This is a genomic window from Actibacterium atlanticum (assembly GCF_000671395.1).
Classification (GTDB): Bacteria; Pseudomonadota; Alphaproteobacteria; order Rhodobacterales; family Rhodobacteraceae; genus Actibacterium_D; species Actibacterium_D atlanticum.
The window spans coordinates 244,307-260,988 of the sequence record NZ_AQQY01000004.1; the positions used below are offsets into that span (position 1 = coordinate 244,307).

At 59.0% G+C, this 16,682-nt stretch carries 18 protein-coding genes; 8 read left to right on the forward strand and 10 right to left on the reverse strand.

Annotated elements, in window-relative coordinates; all coding sequences use genetic code 11:
* Positions 1–57: 57 nt before the first annotated feature.
* The gene (locus tag ATO10_RS08410; protein WP_035250314.1) at positions 58–861 is read left to right on the forward strand and encodes an undecaprenyl-diphosphate phosphatase; all 804 of its coding nucleotides are present in this window, start codon (positions 58–60) and stop codon (positions 859–861) included.
* Here the strand turns inward: ATO10_RS08410 and ATO10_RS08415 are convergent.
* The gene (locus ATO10_RS08415) at positions 852–1,310 is read right to left on the reverse strand and encodes a GAF domain-containing protein (RefSeq protein WP_035250316.1); all 459 of its coding nucleotides are present in this window, start codon (positions 1,308–1,310) and stop codon (positions 852–854) included. The genes ATO10_RS08410 and ATO10_RS08415 overlap by 10 nt on opposite strands.
* Before the next feature lie 155 nt (positions 1,311–1,465).
* Between ATO10_RS08415 and ATO10_RS08420 the strand changes: the two genes are divergently transcribed.
* The 3 genes from ATO10_RS08420 (at position 1,466) to ATO10_RS08430 (ending at position 4,082) form a co-directional block, all read left to right on the forward strand.
* Positions 1,466–1,810 (forward strand): STAS domain-containing protein, encoded by a 345-nt coding sequence (locus tag ATO10_RS08420; protein WP_035250318.1) that lies wholly within the window; start codon positions 1,466–1,468, stop codon positions 1,808–1,810.
* A 14-nt stretch (positions 1,811–1,824) separates the two neighbouring features.
* Positions 1,825–2,292 (forward strand): ATP-binding protein, encoded by a 468-nt coding sequence (locus tag ATO10_RS08425; protein WP_051598040.1) that lies wholly within the window; start codon positions 1,825–1,827, stop codon positions 2,290–2,292.
* A 209-nt stretch (positions 2,293–2,501) separates the two neighbouring features.
* Positions 2,502–4,082 carry a gamma-glutamyltransferase family protein gene (locus tag ATO10_RS08430; RefSeq protein ID WP_035250320.1) on the forward strand — a complete coding sequence of 527 codons (1,581 nt, stop codon included), beginning with the start codon at positions 2,502–2,504 and terminating at the stop codon, positions 4,080–4,082.
* Here ATO10_RS08430 and hspQ read toward each other — a convergent pair.
* The gene (gene hspQ, locus ATO10_RS08435) at positions 4,079–4,405 is read right to left on the reverse strand and encodes a heat shock protein HspQ (RefSeq protein ID WP_035250323.1); all 327 of its coding nucleotides are present in this window, start codon (positions 4,403–4,405) and stop codon (positions 4,079–4,081) included. The genes ATO10_RS08430 and hspQ overlap by 4 nt on opposite strands.
* Before the next feature lie 86 nt (positions 4,406–4,491).
* Here hspQ and ATO10_RS08440 point away from each other — a divergent pair, with 86 nt between their 5' ends.
* Both ATO10_RS08440 and ATO10_RS08445 read left to right on the forward strand, forming a co-directional pair.
* Complete coding sequence (locus ATO10_RS08440) at positions 4,492–5,373, forward strand: AEC family transporter (RefSeq protein WP_035250481.1); 882 nt, start codon at positions 4,492–4,494, stop codon at positions 5,371–5,373.
* A gap of 78 nt (positions 5,374–5,451) precedes the next feature.
* A complete protein-coding gene (locus tag ATO10_RS08445) occupies positions 5,452–6,036 on the forward strand; it encodes a transglycosylase SLT domain-containing protein (RefSeq protein ID WP_035250326.1) in 585 nt (194 codons plus the stop codon).
* Here ATO10_RS08445 and ATO10_RS08450 read toward each other — a convergent pair.
* The 4 genes from ATO10_RS08450 to ATO10_RS08465 form a co-directional block, all read right to left on the reverse strand.
* The gene (locus ATO10_RS08450; RefSeq protein ID WP_035250329.1) at positions 6,033–6,647 is read right to left on the reverse strand and encodes a LolA family protein; all 615 of its coding nucleotides are present in this window, start codon (positions 6,645–6,647) and stop codon (positions 6,033–6,035) included. The two genes, ATO10_RS08445 and ATO10_RS08450, sit on opposite strands and share 4 nt — an antisense overlap.
* 68 nt (positions 6,648–6,715) lie before the next feature.
* A complete protein-coding gene (locus ATO10_RS08455; protein ID WP_035250331.1) occupies positions 6,716–9,553 on the reverse strand; it encodes a DNA translocase FtsK in 2,838 nt (945 codons plus the stop codon).
* Between the two features lie 10 nt (positions 9,554–9,563).
* Entirely contained in the window at positions 9,564–10,745 is a 1,182-nt protein-coding gene (locus ATO10_RS08460; protein WP_035250333.1) for an aminotransferase class I/II-fold pyridoxal phosphate-dependent enzyme, read from the reverse strand.
* Positions 10,746–10,863: 118 nt separating this feature from the next.
* A complete protein-coding gene (locus ATO10_RS08465) occupies positions 10,864–12,195 on the reverse strand; it encodes an amidase (RefSeq protein WP_035250336.1) in 1,332 nt (443 codons plus the stop codon).
* A 45-nt stretch (positions 12,196–12,240) separates the two neighbouring features.
* On the opposite strand from ATO10_RS08465, the gene ATO10_RS08470 reads away from it, so the two are divergent.
* Positions 12,241–13,503, forward strand: a complete 1,263-nt coding sequence (locus tag ATO10_RS08470; RefSeq protein WP_081806473.1) for a UbiH/UbiF/VisC/COQ6 family ubiquinone biosynthesis hydroxylase — start codon at positions 12,241–12,243, stop codon at positions 13,501–13,503.
* Here the strand turns inward: ATO10_RS08470 and ATO10_RS08475 are convergent.
* From ATO10_RS08475 to trxA, 3 genes are read right to left on the reverse strand one after another with little or no spacing between them, the layout of a single operon-like run.
* Positions 13,500–13,682 (reverse strand): Trm112 family protein, encoded by a 183-nt coding sequence (locus ATO10_RS08475; RefSeq protein ID WP_035250341.1) that lies wholly within the window; start codon positions 13,680–13,682, stop codon positions 13,500–13,502. The two genes, ATO10_RS08470 and ATO10_RS08475, sit on opposite strands and share 4 nt — an antisense overlap.
* A complete protein-coding gene (locus ATO10_RS08480) occupies positions 13,679–14,314 on the reverse strand; it encodes an LON peptidase substrate-binding domain-containing protein (protein ID WP_035250344.1) in 636 nt (211 codons plus the stop codon). Before ATO10_RS08480 ends, ATO10_RS08475 begins: the two co-directional genes overlap by 4 nt.
* A 27-nt stretch (positions 14,315–14,341) precedes the next feature.
* A complete protein-coding gene (trxA, locus tag ATO10_RS08485; RefSeq protein WP_035250346.1) occupies positions 14,342–15,250 on the reverse strand; it encodes a thioredoxin in 909 nt (302 codons plus the stop codon).
* A 100-nt stretch (positions 15,251–15,350) separates the two neighbouring features.
* Between trxA and ATO10_RS08490 the strand changes: the two genes are divergently transcribed.
* Positions 15,351–15,887 carry a DUF6653 family protein gene (locus ATO10_RS08490; protein WP_035250349.1) on the forward strand — a complete coding sequence of 179 codons (537 nt, stop codon included), beginning with the start codon at positions 15,351–15,353 and terminating at the stop codon, positions 15,885–15,887.
* Here the strand turns inward: ATO10_RS08490 and xth are convergent.
* On the reverse strand, positions 15,854–16,642 hold the full coding sequence (xth, locus tag ATO10_RS08495) for an exodeoxyribonuclease III (RefSeq protein ID WP_035250352.1): 789 nt from the start codon (positions 16,640–16,642) through the stop codon (positions 15,854–15,856). The two genes, ATO10_RS08490 and xth, sit on opposite strands and share 34 nt — an antisense overlap.
* Positions 16,643–16,682 lie beyond the last annotated feature (40 nt).

Consider the following 16,682-nt stretch of genomic DNA (forward strand, 5'->3'; position numbering starts at 1 on the left):
CTTTTCTTTTGAAATCAAACCGCTAGGATTGCGGAAATTTTCCGCGTGCGAGGGGCCATGTCGCTATATTATCTTCTGATTGTTGCGATAATTCAGGGTGTAACCGAGTTTTTGCCGATCTCTTCGTCAGGTCACCTGATTCTTTTGCCGGCGCTGAGCGGGCATGAGGACCAAGGTCAGGTGATAGATGTGGCCGTTCATGTGGGCACGCTGCTGGCGGTCATCCTCTACTTTCGCACCGACGTGATGCAGGCATTCTTTGGGCTCGGACGGCTGATACGCGGAAAGATGGATACGCCGGGCGCAAAACTGGCCTTTTTGCTGATCATCGCAACCATCCCCGTCGTAATCTTTGGATTGTTCCTCAAAGTCACCGGTCTGGATGACATGCTGCGCTCAATAGCCGTGATCGGCTGGACCATGCTTGGCTTTGGTCTGGTGCTTTACTGGTTCGACCAAAAAGGTGCGGACACTTTGACTGCGCCGGATTGGTCGCTGAAGCATGCTATTATCATGGGTCTGTGGCAGGCCATTGCGCTGATCCCGGGGACGTCGCGCTCGGGCATTACGATCACCGGTGCGCGCGCGCTTGGATATGGGCGCGAAGGCGCCGCGAAACTTGCAATGCTGATGTCCATTCCCACAATCATCGCTTCGGGGGTGTTGCTGGGGGCCGAGGTGGCGATGACTGCCGATGCGCAGGCCGCCCGTGACGGAGCGATTGCCGCTCTGTTTGCTTTTGCATCTGCCTTGCTGGCGCTGACCCTGATGATGCGCCTGTTACGCTCTGTCAGCTTTACGCCCTACGTGATCTATCGGGTGATTCTGGGTGCGGCCCTGCTTTTCATTGCTTACAGCTGACCAAACACCCGGCTCAAAATTGTCTCTAAACCTGCCGCGTCAGCCGGGGTAAACGCCGCTGGCTGATTGCTGTCGATATCAAGGACGCCCAGCAGATCGCCGGCCCGGTTCTTTACGGGTAAAACAATCTCGGAACGGGTGGAGCTGGCGCAGGCAATGTGTCCGGGGAACGCCTCTACATCATCGACCAGTTGCACCTGCCCGGTCCGCGCCGCCGCCCCGCAAACCCCGCGTGAAAACGGGATCATCAAGCAACCATGCCCGCCCTGATAAGGCCCGATTTTCAGCAGCTCAGGCTCTGTCACGCGGTAAAACCCGGTCCAGTCGAACCGATCGTCAGCATGGTGAAGCTCGCAGGCCACCGTCGCCATCAGGGCAATTTCATCCGTCTCGCTTTCGGTTAGGGCAAGAATGGTTGTTAACAGGGTCTGGTAATTCAGCGTGTCCATGAATCGGATCCTTTGTTCACCGCGAAACTATGCGGACAGGCGCGCCAAAGCCAAGCCTTTCACCTGAAATGGGCCCAGGTGCGAATCTGACAAATGGATACCGAATGGTAAGGATTGCGTCCTAGCCTTTAGCCAAGCTGGCAAAGGAGAATTGAATGGAACTCAAGTCCGAAGAACGCGACGGTGCGTTGCTGGTCTCGGTTCTGGACGAACGGGTGGACGCCGCTGTGGCTATCCAGTTCAAGGACACAATGCGCGAGGTCACCGCGACCCCGCATCAACGCGTGGTCATGGATATGTCCCGGATCGACTTTCTGGACAGCAGCGGGCTGGGTGCGGTTGTCGCAGCGATGAAGCAACTGGGGCCAAACCGGAAACTTGAACTCGCCGGCCTTTCCCCGACTGTGGCCAAGGTGTTCCGCCTGACCCGAATGGATACGGTCTTCACGATCCATGATGATCTTTCACAAGCCTTCAAGTCAGGAGTCGACGCCGCGTGAAGGGGAGCAGACGCATGCAGATGGAACAGGTACCACAGACCGACACAAGCGGTGATGGCTTGACAGTCCGTTTTTCCAGCGCGCCGCTTGGCGTGCGCGGGGCGATCAAACAGATAGACCGCTGGCTACAGCGTTGCGGCGTCGAGGAGCCAGATCGCGGAAACGCCGAAATAGTGCTGGCAGAGGCGCTGAACAACATTTCGGAACACAGCTATGGCGAAGACGCTGTAGGCGACGTAGAGGTAACCGTCGTTCAACAAGGGCAAGAATTGCTTTTGATGATCGCTGATGAAGGCCGCGCCATGCCCAAGAGCCTGTATCCCAAGCTCCAATCGACAATTGAAAGCCCCGACCCCAGGGAACTTGCCGAAGGCGGATTTGGCTGGTTTTTGATCCAGCAGCTTACCCAGGACATCAGCTATCACCGCGAAGGTGCAACCAATCGGTTAAGCCTGTCGTTGACCCTTGGCAACGGAGGGTGATCCATCGCGCGCGCCGCAAAGACGCCGCAATTGCTCCGCACCGGCGCCCGAATCCCCTGAGATAACGTTCGGGTAGCTGCATATAGCTTCCCTCGGCGCCGTGTAACTTGCCCCCACCCAGAACGCGGCGCCGAGGCATCTTCCCTTCTTTCAGATTGCAAGTCCCGCAGGAACGCGCCTAACCTATCTGGCAACAGAAAGGACATCTCATGCGCGATTTTCACCTGCCCGGGCGGTCCACGGTATTTGCTCAAAACGGCCTCTGTGCAACGTCACATCCTCTTGCGGCGAAGGTTGCTGTTCAGATGCTTGAGGCTGGCGGAAATGCCGCCGACGCGGCCATCGCCGCCGCCGTTCTGCTTGGAATTTGCGAGCCTCAAATGACCGGGCTTGGCGGTGACTGTTTTGTGCTCATCAAACCCGCAGGCAAAGAAGATGTCGTGGCGCTGAATGGATCGGGTCGTGCGCCTGCTGGGCTGTCGGCTGCCAAGATGCGGGCACAAGGGCATGCGACCGTCCCCATCCACGCGCCCGAAGCTGTCACCATTCCCGGCGCAGTTGATGCCTTTTGCCAGCTGTCCAAAGACTGGGGCCGGATCGGACTGAAAGCTGCACTTGCCCCCGCCATCCATTACGCCGAACAGGGTGTCCCAGTGGCGCCGCGTACCGCCTTTGACTGGGCCGAAGACGCCCAAACCCTGCAAGGGTCAGCGCGGGATTTCTATTTGCTGAATGGGCAAGCGCCCAAACCCGGCCAAATCTTCCGCGCCCCGCAACAGGCACAGGTGCTGCGTCAGATCTGTGAACATGGGCGGGCCGGATTTTACGAGGGCGAGGTGGCCGAAGACATGGTCACCTCTTTGCGCGCTATGGATGGTGTGCACACGCTGGAAGATTTCGCCGCTACCAAATGCGACTACGTCACCCCAATCAGCGGCACGTACAAAGGCGTAGAGCTTGTCGAACACCCGCCAAACGGTCAGGGTGCGACGGCGATTTTGATGGCGAACATTCTGGCCAATTTCGACTTGGCGGCGCTGAACCCGCTGGGCGCCCAGCGCGTCCATTTGGAAGCCGAGGCCGCAAAGCTGGCCTATGACACCCGCAACAGATTCTTGAGCGACGCAGACCACATGTCGCGGCTGGATCACATGCTTAGCCCGGATACCGCCGCAAGACTGGCGGCGCTAATCGACCCGGCCCGCGCCATGCCAAACGCGACGAAAATCAGCGAAGAGGTTCACCGGGAGACCATATACCTGACAGTCGTCGATCGCGACCGTATGGCGGTTTCAATGATCTATTCGGTCTTTCACGGGTTCGGGTCGGGGCTGGCCTCCTCGAAGTTTGGGATTAACTTCCAGAACCGTGGCGCCGGGTTCTCATTACAAGAAGGCCACCCGAACGAAGCCGGCGGCGGCAAGCGCCCGATGCACACCATCATTCCCGCCATGTTGAAACGCGAAGGTCGCGTGGTGATGCCGTTCGGGGTCATGGGGGGGCCTTACCAACCCAACGGTCACGCGCGCGTTCTGACGAATCTGGTGGACTATGACATGGAGCTTCAAGCTGCCCTTGATGCCCCGCGCAGTTTTGCCAACGATGGCGCCCTACAGCTGGAACGTGGCTATGCCGACAGCGTGCGCGCCGAATTGGCCGCTATGGGGCACGATGTTACGACCCCGCGCACCCCGATTGGCGGCGCGCAGGCCATCTGGATCGACGATGATAATGGAGTTTTGATTGGAGCCTCAGACCCACGCAAGGATGGCTGCGCGTTGGGCTATTAATTCAGCTGAAACTGAAGCGGATAATGGCCATCTTCAAACTCGCCAAACAGGTCTTCCAGATCGGGATGTTCAACCGGTTTGCCAGTTTCATCCGGCATCAGATTCTGTTCCGAGACATAGGCGACGTAATAGCTCTGATCATTCTCGGCCAGCAGATGGTAAAAAGGCTGGTCCTTGGCTGGGCGGCTATCTTCGGGGATGGCATCATACCATTCATCGGTGTTCGAAAACATCGCATCCACATCAAACACCACGCCGCGAAACGGATGTTTGCGATGCTGCAGCACTTGGCCAAGATGGTATTTCGCGTTCGTCTTAAGCATATTGTTGCAACCCCTACGCTATCGTTAGTAATGCCTGCGCAGGGGATTTGTCCATGCGCGGCGGCCCAGAATTCAGGAAACAGTCTGTGAACCTTGTCCTTACAGTGCTTGAAATCGTCACGCCGGTTTTCGCATTGGCCGCTGTTGGGTTTGCCTGGGTCAAGCTGGGTTTTGAGTATCGCATAGAGTTCATCACACGCTTTGCCATGACACTGGCGGTGCCGTGTCTGGTGTTCGTCGCCTTGATGAAAGCGCAGATTGACCCGAACGCGCTGACGGCTCTTACACTGGCGGCATTCTCCGCCTATGCCATTGTTGCGGTTATATTTTTCGGGCTGTGCCGATTGGCAAAACTGAACGTGCGCACCTATTTGAACCCGCTGATCTTTGGCAACACCGGGAATATGGGTCTGCCCTTGGCCTTGTTCGCATTTGGTCAGGCCGGTTTGTCATATGCGGTTGTCGTGTTTGCCGTGATGGCAGTGCTGTCGTTTTCTGTTGGTGTTTGGTTGGTATCGGGCGGCGGTTCTTTGCTGAAGGTCATCAAAGAGCCCTTGGTCGGTGCCACCATTTTGGGCGGGCTGTTCTTGTCACAGGGCTGGAGCACGCCGAGCGCGTTAACCAATTCACTGGAATTGATCGGTCAAATGGCGATCCCGATGATGCTGATTACACTTGGCGTCGCCGTTGCCAGGCTAAAACCCAACCATGTGGGCAAAGCTGTTTGGATATCCATCGTCAAGCTGGCTGTCTGTACCGGAGCAGCCTGGGGCGTAGGGCGTGCCATGAACCTTCCGGCCGAAGCCTTTGCCGTGCTGGTGGTACAGATTGCCACCCCGGTTCCCGTCACATCCTATCTTTTGGCCGAGAAGTACGGTGCGGATTCAGATGCCGTCGCGGGTCTGGTGGTGATCTCTACCCTGATATCCGTCGGCACGATTCCTCTTACACTCGCATTTTTGATCTGATCTGCCTTCGCTGAGGTTTGCTCCGCGCCCGGCTTTGGCGTATCCTTGAAAAAAACCAAAACATAGCGAGTGAGGCAGATGAGCAGGTTTCTTCGCGTCGCAACATTTGTGGGCCTGGTCGCACTGACCGGCTGTGGTGGAAGTAGTTCTTCGCCACCGCGCAACTTGGACAACGCGTGTTCCATTGTGGATCAGCGCCCTAAATATTTGCGCGCCATGAAAAAGACGGAGCGCAAGTGGGGTGTTCCGGTGCATGTGCAAATGGCGACGATCTATCAGGAAAGTAAGTTCGATGGCGACGCCCGTACGCCGTACAGGTTCTTGCTGGGCGTGATCCCCATGGGGCGGCAAAGTTCGGCGTTTGGGTATGCGCAGGCGCTGGACGGCACCTGGGATGAGTATCGCAGTTCCACCGGCAACCGCGGTGCTGATCGCGACGACATCGCGGACGCCACAGATTTCATGGGTTGGTACATGAACAACACCACCGACCGCCTTGGCATTTCCAAGCGGGATGCGCGCAATCAGTATCTGGCCTATCACGAAGGCCAGACCGGCTATGCGCGTGGTTCGTATAAATCCAAGGGGTGGCTGATTGATGTGGCCAATTCGGTGGCGGCCCGCGCCAACACCTATGAACAGCAGCTTAGACGCTGCCGTTAATCATCACGACCTACGCGGCGCTCAGTCTCTCGGACAATGCTGAAGAGACTGGGCCCATAGTCGTTCCCCATCTCGAGATCGCCCAGCACAACGGTCGTAGCGCCCCCGGCGTCATCGGTGATGATCCACTGGCGCAACTGCACGGGACTGTCGGTAAAGACCAAGCTGATCGCGCCATATTCAGGATGTTCGGGGTCTTGCGCGACGACGGTGGTCGACGTGTCATCCGATGTGTGACCCACAACCATCTTGGCGCGGTTCAGATCAACATTCTTGGCCAGGATAAGGTTCAGCGGTGTGCGGCGCAGCGGGTATTGCTCTGGTGGCTGGTTCGACTTGGGATCATAGATTGCAAGCTGCCCACCACTGGCCAAAACCAACGCGTTTTCAGGCGGATTATACTCAAACCGCACGCGGCCAGGTCGCTTGATGAAAAGCGTCCCCGTCGAGATTGTGCCATCCGCGTTGATCTGGGTGAAATCGGCCTGCGCCGTTTTAAACCCGTTGAAATAGCTCGAAATCTGCGACAAAGGGATTTTGTCAGCCAAGGCCGGCACGGCGGTCAGAACACTGGCGGCAAGCGCCAGAACTGCGGTACGAATCTGTTTCATACTTTTAACCTATGGCTTTGCAGGGCCGATAAAACCCGCCCCTGCATCACGAGGGTGTGAGCGGCGGATTACTGCTCGGGCACAAGAATTTCACGTTTACCGACATGGTTAGCCGGGCTGACAACGTGGTTTTCTTCCATCTGCTCGACCAGACGCGCGGCCTTGTTATAGCCAATCGCCAGCTTGCGTTGAATGTAGCTGGTGGAACACTTGCGGTCCTTCAGAACAATCGCGACGGCGGTGTCATAAAGCGCATCTTCGGCATCGGTGTTGCCGCCAAGGCCCAGCACGGCGTCGATGTCGCTCTCTTTCTCGCTGTCGGGGCCGTCGACCACACCGCTCATGTATTCCGGCGGGCCAAAAGCCTTGAGATAGTTCACGATTTCTTCGACCTCTTCGTCACTGACGAACGGGCCGTGGACGCGGGTGATCTTAGCGCCGCCAGCCATGTACAGCATGTCGCCCATGCCCAACAGCTGCTCAGCACCCTGTTCGCCCAGAATGGTGCGGCTGTCGATTTTGCTGGTGACCTGGAACGAAATCCGGGTGGGGAAGTTGGCCTTGATCGTACCGGTGATGACGTCGACCGAGGGGCGCTGTGTCGCCATAATCAAGTGGATACCCGAGGCCCGTGCCATCTGCGCCAAACGCTGGATACAGGCCTCGATTTCCTTGCCCGCCACCATCATCAGGTCGGCCATTTCATCGACGATCACCACGATATAGGGGATCGCTTCGGGGGCGAACTCTTCGGTTTCGAAAATCGGCTCGCCGGTATCCTCGTCAAAGCCGGTCTGAACGGTGCGGCTGAACATTTCCCCCTTTGCGATGGCATCGCGCACACGGCCGTTATAACCCTCGATGTTGCGCACGCCCATCTTGGACATCTTGCGATAGCGCTCTTCCATCTCGCCGACGACCCACTTCAGGGCAACAACCGCCTTTTTCGGGTCAGTCACAACCGGGGACAGCAGATGGGGAATGCCGTCATACACTGACAATTCCAGCATTTTCGGGTCGATCATGATCACCCGGCATTCCTCGGGTGTCAGACGATACAACAACGACAGGATCATCGTGTTGATCGCCACCGACTTACCCGAACCGGTCGTACCCGCAATCAACAAGTGAGGCATCTTGGCAAGGTTCGCGACAATCGGATCACCGCCAATGTCTTTGCCCAAAGCCAGCGGCAGGCGCATGTTGTTGTCACCGAAAGCGCTGGATGCAAGGATCTCGCGCAGAACAACCTTTTCACGGTTGGCATTGGGCAGTTCGATCCCGATCACACTGCGGCCCGGCACGGTCGAAACACGCGCCGACAGCGCCGACATGGAGCGTGCGATATCATCAGCCAAGCCGATGACACGGCTGGCTTTCAGGCCGGGGGCCGGTTCCAATTCATACATCGTGACCACGGGGCCGGGGCGGACGCTGACGATCTCGCCCTTGATGCCATAGTCATCCAGAACGGTTTCAAGCATCCGCGCGTTTTCCTCCAACGCCTCATCCGACAGATGGTGGCGCTCGATGCTGACGTGGTTGGTCAGCAGGGAAAGCGGCGGGTTTTCATAAACCTGCGGAGTTTCTTCGAACTGCAGCGCGGGCTGGGCCTCTTGCTGTGCACGCCGCGAGGGCTGCAGAATTTTCTTTGCTTTTGAATGCTGCACCACCGAGCGATGTTGGAACATCGGCTTTGGGGCCTGCGGCGGTTCTTCGTCGATCAACGGAGCAATTTCCTGATCGGGGGACAGTTCCAACACTTCGGGTTCCGCATCCAACGGTTGGGGCGGCGGCGCCATACGCGGCTCTTGCTTAGCTGCGATCAGGGGATCTGGTCCGCGACGCTTGGCGATGGCAGCGGCAATCGCTGAAGCTTCGGGTTCCGGCCCCACATTGGCCTGCAAAGGCGGTTCGGCCCGGCCGGAAAATCCCGGCGCAGGTGTGCGGGCCCGGTTGCGCACGACATCCGCGATGCGGGCTTTGATCCGTTCGTCTGTCGGGGCATCGGCCTCAAGCGCGTTTTCTGGCAAAGTCGGCTCGATCAGCTCGGGCTCAGGCGTGCGGTTCAGCAAGGATGGCATGCGCGACAAAATTGAGGGGCGGGGTTCTTCGATAATCGGCTCTTCTGCCACAGGGGCTTCGGCCCGATGCACCAAAGGTTCGCGCACGTGGGCGGCCTGCGCCACATTGGCCTCTTCCTTGCGGGTCTGTTGGCGCGCCTGCATTTGGCGCACGCCCTGCACCGCGCCGCTCGCCCCGCGGCCCATCAGAACCATAAGCTGCGCATATGCCATGATCAGCCCAACCAGCAGGAAACGGCCCAACTGGCCCATTTCCCGACGATCAAACCCGGTCACAAAGAAAGTCAGCGCAATGGCCACAAAGAACGTCGCAAAGGCAATCAGTTTCAGCCCGAACACGGTTGAAACGGGCACGATGTTCAGCACAGCCCCCAGCACGGTATCCCCAAACCGTCCGCCAAGCCCATAATCCGCCAGCCAGTCACTGCCCGGCGTCAGGGTGGCGGCATAAATCGCGATCATCGCAATCGCGATCGGGGCAAAGACGATACGCCCCACGCACCGCTCTTCACCCCGATGCAATACAAAACGCAAACCCCATGCCGCCAAAACCACGGCCAGACCCCAAGCGCCCAGACCCATGATCACAATCAGGGGCGAAGCAATCAGTGCCCCGGGTCGACCTAACCAGTTCTGAGCGGGTTCATCCGTGGCCACGAGCCAGCTGGGATCATCCGGCACATAAGAGCCAAGCATCATCGCCACCAACACCCCGAGCACCAGCAAACCGATGCCCAACAATTCATGCCCACGTCGGGTAATCGCTGCCTGCATGTTGGTGTCAAAAAGCGGATCGCGTTGTTTCATCTGATACGATGCCATGCCTGAACCCTTACCTGTAAAGACAGTCGCGAAGCGTGATCAGCCCGCGCTGCATTTCTTCTTTTGGGGCCACCAAAGCGACCCGAATAAACCCTTTTCCAGGGTTCAACCCATCCACGTCCCGCGCCAGATAGGCACCGGGCAGTACCCGCACGCCGGTCTGTGTCCACAGTTTCAAAGTGGCTTCTTCGCCGTCGTTTATAGGCAGCCACAGAAAGAAACCGGCCTCAGGCGAAGTGTAGCCCGGTACATCAGCCAGAATCTCATCGGCGATTTCGAATTTTTCAGCATAGAGGGCGCGGTTTTCGATCACGTGCTCTTCATCCGCCCAGACCTTTTGCGCCACACGTTGCAAAGGCAGCGGCAATGGCGATCCGGCATAGGAGCGCAGCTGGCGCATCCGACGCATGTTTTCAGGGCCAGTGGCCACAAAACCCGAGCGCAGCCCCGGCATGTTCGACCGTTTTGACAGCGAATGGAAAATCACCAGACGTTCGGGGTCTGCACCCATTTCCTGCGCGACCTCAATCGCGCCAACAGGCGGGGCGTGGCGATAAATCTCGGAATAACACTCGTCCGCGAAGATCACGAAATCGTACTTTTCGGCCAAGGTGATCAACCGGCGCCAATACTCTGCCGTCGCGACCGACCCCTGCGGGTTCGACGGTGAGCAAATATAGGCTGCTGCCACGCGGTTCAAAACCTCGGGCGGGAGCTCATCATAGTTGGGCAAGAACCCGTTTTCAGGCGTCGCGGCTACAAAATAGGGCTCCGCACCAATGGACAGCGCTGCCACGGCATAGACCTGATAAAACGGGTTGGGTGTCAGCACGATAGGTGTCTGGCCGCGCACCTTTTCAGGGCAAAGTGCCATCACGGCATTGTACAGCCCTTCTCGCGTCCCGTTCAGCGCCATGATCTGCGTTTCCGGGTCCATCGAGGCACCGTACCGGCGCTTGATCCAATCGCTGATCGCCATGCGCAGCTCGGGCGCACCTTCATTCGGAGGGTAATTCGCGAAACCCTCCGCGTTTTCGACGATGATATCCGTGATCCAGTCCGGGAACGCATGTTTTGGCTCGCCGATGGTCATATGAATCACGTCACCGCCCGGCGCATGTGCGTCGAGAAGCGTCCGCAAACGCGGAAATGCATATTCTGGAAGGTTCGAAAACCGCTCCGGATAGGTCATGGGACCAAACTTTTCTGCCTCAGGGTCGGGGTCATTGCGCCCCGTTTGAAAGCTAGAATACCCGCAACACAGGGTTTGGTCCAGAATAAGCCTGAAATTTTCGACCTTTGCGTGGGATTTAGGCCAGTGCTCGTTCGGCGGCAGCCCCCAGGCGCAACAGACGTTCTTCACTATGTGGCGGGGTCAGGAACATGATGCCGGTGGAGGGCACCCCCGTTGGGAGCGTCAGCGCGGCCCCGCCCATCAGGTTGCCAATCCGGGTGTTGCGCAACGCCAGCAGGTTCTCGGTGATGTAATAGTCATGATCCGACAGCAGACGATCATGATTGGGGGGTAGAATCGGCGCCGTGGGCAAGATCACCGCATCATACCCCGCGGTCGCCCGTCCAAATTCGCGGCGCAGGCGGCGTAGCTTTTGCCAAGCCGCAACAAAGTCCGCGCCTTTGTGATCCGCGCCCGAGCGGAACCGCGCCAGAATCTCGGGGTACATTTTGTCTGGCGCGGCCTCGATCGTGTCCCGCCATGTCGCGTAGGCCTCGGTCGTGAACAATATCGCTGACAGGTCCATTGCATCGGCCACCACCGGGATTTCCCGACGATCCACCAAAGCCCCTGCGTTCTGCAGGCGCACCACCGCGCTTTCGAACCCATCACGTGGCGCGGCGCGCAAATCCTGCATCGCAACGGAGCGGCACACCAGGAACCGCGCCCCGCGAAGCGACGCACCGCGCAGATCAGGCGCCTTTGTGCCTTCGAGCGCTCCCAGCATCAGCGCGGCATCCTCGACCGTGCGCGCCATCGGCCCAACCGTGTCAAAACTCTCGCAAAGTGGCACTGTTCCGGCCAAAGACAGCCTTCCTGAGGTCGTCTTAAGCCCCACCAGATCGTTCCAGGCTGACGGGATACGCACCGATCCGCCGGTATCCGAGCCCACTGCAACCGGCGCAAGGTTGAACGCCACCGATGCAGCCGCCCCCGAGGAAGACCCGCCCGAAACCGCGGCCGGATCGTTGACGCAGGGCGGCGAAGCGGTGATCGGGTTAAGGCCAAGCCCGGAAAAGGCCAGTTCCGACATGTGGGTTTTACCCAGACAGACCAAACCTGCCGCACTTGCATGGCGCAAAACACGTGCATCCCGGCGCGGCACACGCCCCTGCAACAGCGCCGACCCCGCCTCGGTCGCTGTACCTGCCGTATCAAACAGGTCTTTCCACGATACAGGCACCCCATCCAAAGGGCCCAACCGATTGCCCGTTGCAGCACGGGCACGGGCGGCAAGGGCCTCGTTGATTGCGCGGGTCGGTGTGGTGCGGGCATAAATGCGGTTTGCGCTGGAATGTGTCTCTATTGCACCTAAAAACGCCTCAGTCAGGGCAACCGGGTCGATCTTGCCTGCCCCGATCCCGCGCCCGAGATCGGCGGCACTCTGTGTCAGCCATGCGTCGCCCATCGCGCCCTCCTGTAAATTGCCAGCACGGTAGCGGCAGCAAGGCGCATGGACAATCCCGCATCGGCACGCATATTGAGCAGTATGAAACATGATTCCGATGTTGTGATTGTAGGCGGTGGGCTGAATGGCCCGGCATTGGCACTGGCACTGGCCCAAGGCGGCCTTTCAGTGACGGTGGTCGACGCGCAGCCCAAAGGCGCGCGCGGCAACGAAGGCTTCGATGGGCGCGGCTATGCGCTGGCGTTGGCGTCGCAAAAACTGCTGGCGGCGCTGAACGTCTGGCCGCGTGTGGCTGACAATGCCCAGCCGATCCTGGAGATCAAAGTCACAGATGGCGACGCCGAGCGCGGCCCGTCGCCGTTTGTGCTTGAATTCGATCATGCCGAGATTGAAGAAGGCCCAATGGGGTTCATGGTCGAGGACCGGTTTCTGAGCCGCGCTCTGGCCGACGCGCTGGATGCGGAAAGCGCCATTACACAGTTGCACGGCGAGACTGTCGTCGCGCAGGAGGTGACTTCGGCTGGCGTCACGGTCACGCTTGGGTCGGGCAAAACCCTGACCGCCAAGCTGATCGCCGGGTGCGATGGCCGTAAATCCGGCGTCGCCGAACGCGCCAAGATCAAGCGCAGCGGCTGGGACTATGGCCAAACCGCGTTGGTCTGCGCAGTGGGCCACGAAAAGCCCCACAACGGCATTGCGCATCAGTTCTTTATGCCCGGCGGTCCGTTGGCGATCCTGCCCTTGCCCGACAACAAGTGTTCTATTGTCTGGAGCGAAGAGCGCGCCCGCGCCGAACAGATCGCTGCGCTTGACGACGACGCCTACATGGAGGCCCTGCGCCCCGTTTTCGGCGATTTTCTGGGCGACATCCACCTTACTGGTGCGCGCTTTACCTATCCGCTGAACCTGACGCTGGCGAATGAGTTCGTCGCGCCGCGTATCGCGCTGGTGGGTGATGCGGCGCACGGCGTGCACCCGATTGCCGGGCAAGGCCTGAACCTTGGAATGCGCGATGTGGGGGCTTTGGCCGAAGTGCTGATCAATGCCACCCGTCGTGGCGAAGAGATCGGCGCAATTGACGTGCTGGAACGCTATCAAACCTGGCGGCGTTGGGATGCAACGACGCTGGCGCTGGGCATGGATGGCGTGAACAAGATTTTTTCAAACGACAATCCGCTGCTGCGCGGGGTGCGCGATCTGGGGCTTGGTTTGGTCAATGCCTTGCCGGGCGCACGCCGACGGTTCATCCGCGAGGCCGCAGGCCTGAACGGCGAGCTGCCGAAGCTCATGAAGGGCCAGCCGCTTTAATCCAGCTTGCGGGCCTCATCGACCAGCATGATCGGAATCCCGTTACGGATCGGAAAAGCCAGATGCGCGGCTTTTGACACCAATTCCTGCTTTTCGGCATCATAGCTCAGCACCGCGTGGGTGACCGGGCACACCAGCGCTTCGAGCATCTTGCGGTCGACTTTGGTGTTATCACTCATTGCATCGTCTCTTCATTATTGCCGCCCAACAGGGCGAATTCCATTAGCGTAACCAGCACTTCTCGCCGGTCTTGCAGGGTTGGGGCCTCAAGCAGCGCCTGTTTGTCTTCGGGATCAAACGGGCACAACATGGCCAGCGCATTGATCAACATCTCGCCCTCGGCCTCTTTCAGGCTGTCCCAATCGGTCGAGAGTTCTTTGTGCTCAAAGTACCTCCCCAACAGATCAAAGAACGCCGCGCGTTTAAAATCGGCGTCCTTTTCCACCGCGCCCAGGTCAGGCTCGAACCCGTTCCAGTCGACTTCAGCGCGGATATAGGGTGTGAACCCCTCGATCTGGCGCTGAATACGGAACCGAGACACGCCCGTAAGGGTGATCATATAGCGGCGATCCTCGGTTTCGGAAAACGCGGTAACCCTTCCTGCGCATCCGATCTGATGCAGCGTGTTTTCGTCGCCGGGCTGCGGTTGCACCATCCCGATCAGACGCCCCGAATCCTTCAGCGCGTCATCCAGCATCGCCAGATACCGCGGCTCGAAAATATGCAAAGGCAAGCGCCCGCGTGGCAGCAACAGCGCGCCAGGCAGCGGGAACAGCGGGATCGTCTGGGCAAGATCAGAGGCTGAGAACATAGACTTCAACCTAGATCAAAGCGGGCCTTAGGCAAAGATCATCGACGACAGCTTGCGACGGCCGTTCAAAACAACCGGATCTTCGGGCTTGAGCGCATCGAAAATCGTAAACAGCTGCGCCTTGGCAGCGCCATCGTTCCATTCGCGGTCACGCCGGAACAGCTCCAGCAGCTCATCAACAGCTTCTTGCACGTCACCATTGGCATGCAAGGCCTGCGCCAGATCCAAACGGGCCTGATGGTTGTCGGGATCCGCTGTTACCGCGGCGCGCAGCTCGGCCACGGGGCCGGCGTTTTCTGCCTGACGGGCCAACTCTAGCTGCGCGGCGGCGGCTTCAACCTCGGGCGAGACTTTCAGATCATCTTCGGCAGTATTCAGCAGCTCTTCGGCCTGATCGACCTCGTCCATCGCCAGATGGGCGCGGATCAAACCGCCATAGGCGGCGGCATTGGCCGGGTCTTCGCCCAGAATTGCCGCAAAGGTTTGCGCGGCATCCACGGCTTCGCCTTCGGCCAGCATGGTCTCGGCAACCTCAACAGCCTCGGCCAGACCCCCATCCGAACCACCGGCTTCGGCCACACGGTCGATAAAGGCTTTGATCTCGGACCCCGGCAAAGCGCCCTGAAAGCCGTCCACCGGCTGGCCATCGACAAAGGCATAGACCGTCGGGATCGACTGCACCCGCATCTGCCCGGCAGCCTGCTGGTTCTCATCGACATTGATCTTGACCATACGGACCTTGCCACCGGCCTCGGTCACGGCGGCTTCAAGCGCCGGTCCCAGCGTTTTGCACGGGCCACACCACGGCGCCCAGAAGTCGACAATTACCGGCACCTCTTTCGAGGCCTCAACCACATCTACCATAAAGGTGGCGTCGGTCGTGTCCTTGATCAGGTTCTCCGCTGCCGCGCCCGTATTTCCGCCAAGTTCCAGCATCTGTCTATCCATCCCAAATATCGTGTTGTGCCTTATATGGCGTGGCAAAGGCGCGGTGCCAACCCTTGCAGATGCGCCCAATTGGCGCCAACTCTTAACAATGGACCTGTTTGAACGATCCGAACGCCTGATGGGTATGGACAAGCGCACATGGGCGCGCCACGCCAACCCGTGGAGTGTCTATACCCGGTTTACCGCACTGCCCTTGCTGTGTTTGGCGGTCTGGAGCCGCGTCTGGCTGGGCTGGTGGGCGCTTGTGCCGCTGTTATTGACCGTTCTTTGGATCTGGCTGAACCCGCGCCTGTTCTCGCCGCCGGCACACACCGAAAGCTGGGCCGCGCGCGGCACCTTTGGGGAACGGGTCTTTCTGAACCGCAAAACAGTCTCTATTCCAGCTGAATATGTTCGGTGGGGCTATGGTCTGTCGATTGCATCAGGTCTGGGGTTGCTGCCCCTTGTCTGGGGGCTGTGGCAGTTAGACATCGCTTGGACGATCACCGGATTGGTGATGTCCATGGGCGCCAAGACGTGGTTCGTGGACCGCATGGCGCAGCTATACGACCGGATGAAAGACGCCGATCCAACCTATGCCGGGTGGATGCGTTACAAATCAAACGTCGCGAATACCGGGGCGTGATCGCTGGGCTTTTCCCAGCCCCGTGCCTCGCGCAGGACGCGGCTGGAATGCGTCGCGTTTGAAATATCGGGCGTGGCCCAGATGTGATCCAAGCGGCGGCCTTTGTCGGCCGTATCCCAGTCACGGGCGCGGTAGCTCCACCAACTGTACAACTGTCCGTCTGGGATATCTTTCCGGGTAACGTCCACAAAGCCACCTGCATCCTGTGTTTGGGCCAGATGTTCGATCTCAATCGGCGTGTGGCTGACGATCTTGGTCAGTTGCTTGTGGTTCCAGACGTCATCTTCACGCGGGGCGATGTTCAGATCGCCCACAAGGATCGACTTTTGCGGTTTGTCAGCGTGGAACCAATCCCGCATCTCGGTCAGGTAATCCAGTTTCTGACCAAACTTCTCGTTCACCTCGCGGTCCGGTTTGTCACCCCCAGCCGGCACATAGAAATTGTGAATGGTTGTGCCATCTTCCAGACGCGCAGCCACGTGGCGGGCATGCCCCAGGCTGGCGAAATCCTTGTCGCCCACATCGGTCAGCGGCAGTTTCGACAGGATCGCGACGCCGTTATAGCCCTTCTGCCCACGCGCCACCATGTGGCGGTAGCCCAGTGCGGCAAAGCCCTCGGTCGGGATTTTCTCGACCGGTGATTTGCACTCCTGCAAGCACAGAATGTCCGGCGCTTCCTCTTGCAACAGCTTCAGCACGATCGGCTCGCGCAACCGGACAGAGTTGATGTTCCAAGTCGCAAGGGTAAAAGGCATCGCGTTTCTCCGGCTTAAACTGGCGCCGACCCTAGCCACG

Bases quoted from the DNA above. Each gene is read 5' to 3' on its own strand.
- ATO10_RS08420 (WP_035250318.1), top strand. From the start codon at position 1,466: ATGGAACTCAAGTCCGAAGAACGCGACGGTGCGTTGCTGGTCTCGGTT.
- hspQ (WP_035250323.1), bottom strand. From the start codon at position 4,405: ATGCTTAAGACGAACGCGAAATACCATCTTGGCCAAGTGCTGCAGCAT.
- ATO10_RS08425 (WP_051598040.1), top strand. From the start codon at position 1,825: ATGCAGATGGAACAGGTACCACAGACCGACACAAGCGGTGATGGCTTG.
- ATO10_RS08475 (WP_035250341.1), bottom strand. From the start codon at position 13,682: ATGAGTGATAACACCAAAGTCGACCGCAAGATGCTCGAAGCGCTGGTG.
- ATO10_RS08455 (WP_035250331.1), bottom strand. From the start codon at position 9,553: ATGGCATCGTATCAGATGAAACAACGCGATCCGCTTTTTGACACCAAC.
- ATO10_RS08430 (WP_035250320.1), top strand. From the start codon at position 2,502: ATGCGCGATTTTCACCTGCCCGGGCGGTCCACGGTATTTGCTCAAAAC.
- trxA (WP_035250346.1), bottom strand. From the start codon at position 15,250: ATGCTGGAACTTGGCGGAAATACGGGCGCGGCAGCGGAGAACCTGATC.
- ATO10_RS08450 (WP_035250329.1), bottom strand. From the start codon at position 6,647: ATGAAACAGATTCGTACCGCAGTTCTGGCGCTTGCCGCCAGTGTTCTG.
- ATO10_RS08470 (WP_081806473.1), top strand. From the start codon at position 12,241: ATGGACAATCCCGCATCGGCACGCATATTGAGCAGTATGAAACATGAT.
- ATO10_RS08465 (WP_035250336.1), bottom strand. From the start codon at position 12,195: ATGGGCGACGCATGGCTGACACAGAGTGCCGCCGATCTCGGGCGCGGG.
- xth (WP_035250352.1), bottom strand. From the start codon at position 16,642: ATGCCTTTTACCCTTGCGACTTGGAACATCAACTCTGTCCGGTTGCGC.
- ATO10_RS08415 (WP_035250316.1), bottom strand. From the start codon at position 1,310: ATGGACACGCTGAATTACCAGACCCTGTTAACAACCATTCTTGCCCTA.
- ATO10_RS08445 (WP_035250326.1), top strand. From the start codon at position 5,452: ATGAGCAGGTTTCTTCGCGTCGCAACATTTGTGGGCCTGGTCGCACTG.
- ATO10_RS08460 (WP_035250333.1), bottom strand. From the start codon at position 10,745: ATGACCTATCCGGAGCGGTTTTCGAACCTTCCAGAATATGCATTTCCG.
- ATO10_RS08410 (WP_035250314.1), top strand. From the start codon at position 58: ATGTCGCTATATTATCTTCTGATTGTTGCGATAATTCAGGGTGTAACC.
- ATO10_RS08480 (WP_035250344.1), bottom strand. From the start codon at position 14,314: ATGTTCTCAGCCTCTGATCTTGCCCAGACGATCCCGCTGTTCCCGCTG.
- ATO10_RS08490 (WP_035250349.1), top strand. From the start codon at position 15,351: ATGGACCTGTTTGAACGATCCGAACGCCTGATGGGTATGGACAAGCGC.